4 protein-coding genes and 1 pseudogene are annotated in these 7,223 nt (G+C 38.7%); all 5 read left to right on the top strand.

Features of this window, described 5'->3' with window-relative positions; genetic code table 11:
- Positions 1–1,468: pseudogene (locus RLN88_RS12405) on the top strand (hypothetical protein); the annotation flags it as partial.
- Entirely contained in the window at positions 1,465–2,136 is a 672-nt protein-coding gene (locus RLN88_RS12410) for a hypothetical protein (protein ID WP_350221729.1), read from the top strand. The pseudogene RLN88_RS12405 and the gene RLN88_RS12410, both read left to right, overlap by 4 nt.
- 3 nt (positions 2,137–2,139) lie before the next feature.
- Positions 2,140–2,763, top strand: a complete 624-nt coding sequence (locus tag RLN88_RS12415) for a porin family protein (protein ID WP_350221730.1) — start codon at positions 2,140–2,142, stop codon at positions 2,761–2,763.
- A 4-nt stretch (positions 2,764–2,767) separates the two neighbouring features.
- Positions 2,768–6,466, top strand: a complete 3,699-nt coding sequence (locus RLN88_RS12420; RefSeq protein ID WP_350221731.1) for an RHS repeat domain-containing protein — start codon at positions 2,768–2,770, stop codon at positions 6,464–6,466.
- Positions 6,466–7,223 (top strand): hypothetical protein (locus RLN88_RS12425; protein ID WP_350221732.1); only part of this gene is annotated, 758 nt, incomplete at its 3' end. The genes RLN88_RS12420 and RLN88_RS12425, both read left to right, overlap by 1 nt.

Genomic DNA, 7,223 nt, shown 5'->3' on the forward strand with positions numbered 1-7,223 from the left:
TGCTTCTGCTATACTTGATGCATTCAATTTAGCAGGCGCAGCAACCGGATTAGAAGGACAAGGCAGTTCATTATCCAGTGCATTGAGTTCTGGAAGTTCCGCGCTGTTTGCCAATAGCCAAAGCGAGCAGCCAAGGGCCTACTTACAGTACCTCTTCTTTGATGAAAACTACAACTTTGTAGAAGCAGGCTCCAGCTTCCGTGAGGTGACAGAGATAAGCCTGGGCAAGTTTGCAAAGTATGAATCCGGCAAGCTCACCTACAGCCAGGCAGGCTACCTGTTTGTGTACCTGGTGAATGAAACAAATGTGGATCAGGACGTTTTCTTTGATGACCTGAAGATCATCCATAGCAGTGCCACCAGCGGCTTCAAAGTATCCCAGGTGAATGACTTTTACCCCTTTGGCCTCCCAATGTCCAACTCATGGAGAGCCCCAGGATATGTAGATCCGGGATTGATGTATCAGAGTTATTTCAATAGCTATGATAGTTTAATAGGAAATTATGACTTTCTCTTGAGAAACTATGATCCCGTGTTGGGAAGATGGCTTCAAACAGATCCATATGGACAGTTTGCATCTCCATACATAGGAATGGGGAATTTGCCACACCTTGGAGTTGATCCTGATGGTGGATTATTTGATGCGATCTTTGGTAAAATAATCTATGATGTTTTTGCATCAGGCTTAGTTGGTGGTATCATTGGAGCTTTTGCTGATGATGAAGGTTCTAATAGAGACGGGTTTATTAAAGGTTTCTTTGCAGGTATGGGAACATATGCATTAGCTCAGACTTGGACAGGAGGGAATCTTCCCGGGGTTTTGTCCAGTGTTGGTGATGGTATAGGAGGCGTCATCAACAATATAACCCATTTCGCATCCACAGGAGTAGGTAGGAATATTGCAATTAATACTATTGGTGAAAATGTAGTCTATAAAACAATCAATAAACCAGATTTAGAAATCATAGACCCTTTAGATTTCTCTAGTCTTTATACAAGACCTAAACTTGAATATATTGAGAGGTTAGGTTATTCTAAACAACAATTGGAAGCAGGAGCTGATTATGCTTTAGAATTTGTAAATCAAAATTATGCAGAGAAAAGTATGGCTTGTAATTATGGATTAGCAAGTTCTTTTGAGTATGTAACTGGGAGTCGAGATTTATGGGGGAAACAAGCCAATGATATATTAAGTTTTGCGGAAAGTAATCCTGATCTTTGGGCTCCTGCGACTTTGGAAGAAGCTGCCACAGCTACCAATATGGGCTATTATTCTTTTGGAGGAACCCAATATGCAGATCATGGGCATGTTGTTCAAGTTTTACCATCAGATGTAAAGGAGGATGTATGGAGAAGTGTACGAGTACTTGATACAGGGCTTGAAAAATGGTGGAAAAATACAATTAATTATAGTTGGGTTGGAACTGAAAAAAACAAGATTAAATACTTTATTTACTTAAAGAGATGATTGTTAGATATATACAAAACTTAATATTGGTAAGTCTTTTGTTTGGAAGTTGTACTAAAAAGCAAAATACCTCAAATCACTTAGAACAAGTAGCTAATGATACTATCGTTGAAGTAGATAGTCTGTTAAATGAAAGACCATATCTCTTAAAAATTGATCACAACTTAATACTTCATTTGAACAATAACACTCTGGATTTTAAGGAGATTGATGGTATTGATACCATTATTTATAATGAAAAATATAAGAGTTCTAACCTTATAAATTCGAACGATTCTGTTGGTTTGTCCTTATTCAATGTGAAAGATTGGGATGGCAGAGATCCTGGAGATTTCAGAAGGATCATGATTTCATATCAAGGAAGTGATTACGAATTTATAGATTGGGGCGGTTGGGTTTCAGTACCACAAAAATTAGGTGCAAATCAAAAATATTTCATTTTCACTAATATAGGCCTTAAGAATAACATTTTAATATTTATTGGTTATACATATGCTAGCACTCCTCCATTATTAAGTATAGTCGGATTCGATGATAAAGGGGCTCACCTTATTTACAATCAGAACAGATCCTTGGTTAGTGTCAAAAATGATGAATTAGTTGTTCAGGATGCTAATGGAAACTATGAAAGAATCTATGGCTTAGAAGATCAAGTTCTAATTCAATAGAAGATGAAAAACATAACGATTGCATTACTAATACTACTGCCAATTCTTCTCTTTTCTCAAGAAGAAAGGCCTCAGTCGATAAAACTAAAAGTAGGTGCTAATGTCACAAAGGGAAAAGCAAAGGATGTCGATATTGACTATAGTAGTGCTTTTGGCTTTTCATTAGGAGCAGTCAAAGATTTTAAGCTTGGCAAAGCCATTTACTTGGAGTCCGGAATTGTAGCAGAGAAATACACGACAGAGTATTCGGCTTTAATAGGTAGTGGCATTGCCGGTCCTATTTTTCTAAAAACTAATGATAAGTTTATTTATGTATCCGTTCCTGTTATTTTTCAATTTCACACAGGTAAAGTCAATTTCAACACAGGGCCTCAGGTTGGCTATCTTCTTTCTGCCATCACCCAAGTGAAAAACTCACCAAATAAGGAAGATGTGAAGGACTTTACAAAGAATACTATGGTAAACTGGGGATTTGGATTTGAAGTGAATACACCAGCAAATTTTGATATTGGTGCGAGGTTATTGGTCGGGATAACTGACATTAACAATGCAAAACACATTCTGGACAGTTCCTATAGGTTAAATACACTTCAGATATACGCAGCATTTCCAATTGACAACTTTTAAGAGCATGAAAAATATTATCACCTTAATTTTCTTGTTGGCCTATAGCTTTTCATCTTTATCACAGGAGAATTATAATTATGTAATGCCTTCACCGAATTCATCGGGAATGATCAAGGCCTTAAATGTTCCGGTGAATTTATATACAGGGGTGGCAGCCATAGATGTTCCTCTTTATACCGTTGAAGCAAACAATGGAGAAACTGTCCCTATTAGACTTATCTATGTAGCAAGTGGAATAAAAGTAAGTGAAATTGCAAGCTCTGCTGGTCTAGGCTGGCAATTAATTGCAGGAGGGGAGATAACAAGGGTGATGCGAGATCAACCAGATGAACAGCGGGCATTTAAGTTTACCATTGATCAAGAACTTGTAAATGATTGGTTTCTTAAGGGAGATAAAACATATGATACTGAAAAAGACATGTTCTATTTTTCCTTTCCAGGTGGCCAAGGTAGAATGATCCTGGATAAATCACTTCCAGGTTCAGGAAATTGCTATTCAATCAATGGTGAGAGTTTAGATTGCAGTGAGTTAAATTTCGCATCATGGCCTTTAACCTCAAAAGGTATCACGCTCCCTTTAACAGACTATAATGTTGAGTTTTATAAGTCAAATAAACTAAATAGCTATTGGATTATCACGGATACAAAAGGGAACAAATACTATTTTGGAAGTAACTCTTCCTCCAGGGAGATAACCACTTCCAATTCAAAACTAAATGAAGGTGATTATGATCCCGAAAATGATGTGAAGTATATCTCATCTTGGAAGATCAGTAAAATTGTATATGCTAATCAACCTGAAAACAAATCAATTGTGTTCAACTATAAAAACTCATTCATTGTTGATGATAAAGTTTCAGTACAAACCAAGCTTTTAAAGAGCGATAACGGTGAACATTATATCAAATTTCCCTACTATCCAGATGTAAGACATTTCACCTATAGGACAATTATTGATGCGAAATTTATTTCAGATATTTCCTTTCCAAAAGGGAGTGTTGAGTTTACATACAAGGATCGTCAAGATCATAACAATAATTTAGCTATATCATCAATCACCATTAAGACCAAGGAGGGAAAGCAAATTCATAGTTATAATTTCAACCATTCCTACTTCAATTCAAGTGATTCTTATTATAAAAGCGGCACTTTTGGTGGATGCTATGATGAGAAGTGCTATAGATTAAAACTTGATAAAATAGAGAAAAATGGAAGGTTATATCGTGAGTTTGATTACAAAAATGACAAAATCTTTGCCGCTAATGGTGCAGATAAATTTGAGCTTCCTCCACGCAATTCTTATTACTATGATCATTGGGGATATTTTAATGGGCGAGCAAATCAGGGAGAGACTTATGTACCATATGCTGAGAACAATTACCCAAGCTTAATAGGTATGAACAGGGAGTCGAGAATTTCTTGCACAGCGAATATGCTCAGTAAAATGACATTAACAACTGGCTCCTATCAAACTTTTGAATACACTTATAATTTAAAGAATGGAGGTGCTTGCATTGACGCAATTAAATTATATGATGACAAAGATGATTTAGTTACCCACTTAAACTATGTCTATGATACTGATGATGAAAATGAGCGATTAGAAGTAGAATATATCAGTATGCAGTCTATCGGTGATGATGGTCCAAACTATGAGCCCTTTGCTCATTCCCATGCATTGAATTTGCAGTACAATGTTAATGGCTCATTTGGTGGCTATAGCAAAATGAAAGTAGCTGATGAGATAAATGGAAGTTATCAGATACATCATTTCTTTAATGATGATGATTATGATTTATCCCCACCTCAACATATAGAATATCAATTTTATCTTCAATCAGAAGATAGTTTTAATCCTCCATATGTTGAAGCGGGCTCACATATTAGATATAAATATGAATATCCCTTTGTTACGCACTCTCTTGATAATTATCTAGCTGGATTGAATAAGCAAATTGATATTTATGATGAAAGTAATAAACTCATTAAATCTACGAGTTTTAACTATTCACATGTTTATTTCGGCGATTTAGTAAAAAACACTGTCTTTACATGGCGTTATGAGTGGACGGATGGTCTTTATCCTGAATCATGGCATTATTTAGCGAGTATCTATGACATACAGCCGAAATTCATCCGTTTGGGTAGTCAAATTGAACGATTTTATGAGAGTGGTAGCGATTTAACATCAGAAATAACCACCACTTTTGATTATCATAATACCCATAGAACCTTGCCAAAGGAAATTGTAGTAAAGAGAACCGACGGCTCCTTAGATTCCTACAATAGAAAATCACTTATTTTATATCCCTCTGACTTAGGAAGCACTGGGTTAGTAGATCAAGGAGCGGTTGGATTGCCTATTCGCCAAGAATCGAAGATTAATATTCCTCAATATGCTGAAGATGAATATAGAACAACAGATGTATCTCAAACATCTTACGTTAAGATCGCAGATTCATTTTATCCAGTTGAAACAAAAAAGCTATTTGTAGATGACCCGGTTTCAAGTTGGACTTCTAGTGATTTAGAGACAATTTCAATTGCTACTTACAACAACCAAGGCCTCCTCGCATCCCAAACTGGTCAGGATGGTATTACTACGTCCTACACCTACGATGATGCAGGCTACATAAAGACCGTGACAACAGATCCGGGAGTAGCATCTCTCAAACGTACAACCACCTATGAGCACTTTCCTCTTATTGGCTTGAAATCGGTCACCGGTCCAGACGGCAGAAAGGTATCCTATGAGTATGATGATCGAAATAGACTTCTGATGACAAGAGATAATGAAGGAAACATCCTGAAAAGATACCGCTACAACTACGCCGGGGAAAGCGCTTCTTTCAGTGTGTATATGACACCTGATGGTGGCTACAACCAGACGTGCTCACCTATCAAATTTGTGGTAAATGGAACCTCGGATTTGTATGGTGAGACCAAATTTACCTGGGATTTTGGGGATCAAGGTACTGCCAACTTGGATAAATGCGGCATCAAACCCATTGGCCCTCAGGGGGAAGAGATCATCATTGATGGAACAGATGGAAATGCCAGCGTGGTGGAGACCAGAAACAATTATGTCTATCACAATTTTAAAGAGGCGGGTACCTATACGGTAAAAGTATCGGCATTCAACCCAGAGATAGGTGAGGAGAAAACCTATTCTCGCGAAATCACCATTTACGCACTCAAGGCAGGTGCAGTGGTGAATGGACCGTCATCGGTAGAATATTGCACCTCTACCGGAGGTGGAGTGGAGCAGCAGCAATATACAGCCCCCGCAGTGCCACAAATGGATGGCGGCACCATGCAAACTGAAGGTGGATCAGGGGGCAATAATTATCCTCATGTCCACTTTAGTGTAGGATTCAACTCTACCGGAGCTACCTGTCAGGATTATGGAATTTCAGATGGCCTTTTACAATACAGGATAGCGGGAGGAAACTGGATTCCTTTTGGGGAGAGTGGTGCTGGTAGATTGCCTGATGAAGTTTTTCATTATTCCAGTTCGCCTTACAATGTAGAGATACAAGGAAGGGTATCCGATAATTGCTCATCTTTACCACAATGGACGCCAATCCATACCTTGCAAATCCAGCCGTGCGACTACAATGGAGGAATTGGAACAGGGGGCACTGGGGGAGGAATTGATAATCCGGACACTCCAACCTTGCCAGATATTGACGAGCAGCAATAATGAAATGGTTGGTGTTCATATGCCTTTGGGTACTTGCACACCTTTCGTATGCCCAAATCAAGTTTGATGTAAAAGTCTCGGATAAGCACCTGAAAAAAGTAGAGCAATCGGAAGATGCACGCAGCAAGCTCAGGGCTTACAAAGAGGCATATCGGAAAGATAGCATTAAGGCCGCCAAAGCAGCCTGGAAGGAATACAAGCGATACAATAAAGACAGCCTAAGAGTAGCTGGCAGGTGGAAAGAAGTAAGAGCCCATCAAAAGGAGCTGATACTAGGGAAATACCAGTTACAAAAGCCAAAAGACTTATTTGTAGATCACACGGATTTTAAGCCACCAAAGGATTCTACAGACTGGGCGCTGCAGGAGCTTTCCCGAAAGGGGGATTTTGAGCAGGTGCAAAGGGTCTATGAAGCTTATGGGCAATACGATTCATCCTACCTTGATCGGTTCCATCCTGATTCTACATTGCTGGATAGTGCCACGCTAGCCAGTCGGTTTGATATGAAAAATCGTATAGAATCCTATTTGCCGGATGGGTTGCGGCAAGAGAGTGATCATAAGATTTCTGAGCAGATGAAATATGGGATGATGGATGAATACGGTAATATCCAGAGAATAGACCGGTCGGGAGTAGGGGAGTTTTTTAAGAATATCTCCCCGGAGGAGTTTACCAAATCCCAGCTTTCACTCCAGGCGTCCAAGAAAAAATACAGTTCACTTCCTGATCTGTCCAATGAAGATGAAGGGGTGAAGCG

The sequence above is a fragment of the Ekhidna sp. genome (assembly GCF_040223195.1).
Lineage (GTDB): Bacteria > Bacteroidota > Bacteroidia > Cytophagales > Cyclobacteriaceae > Ekhidna.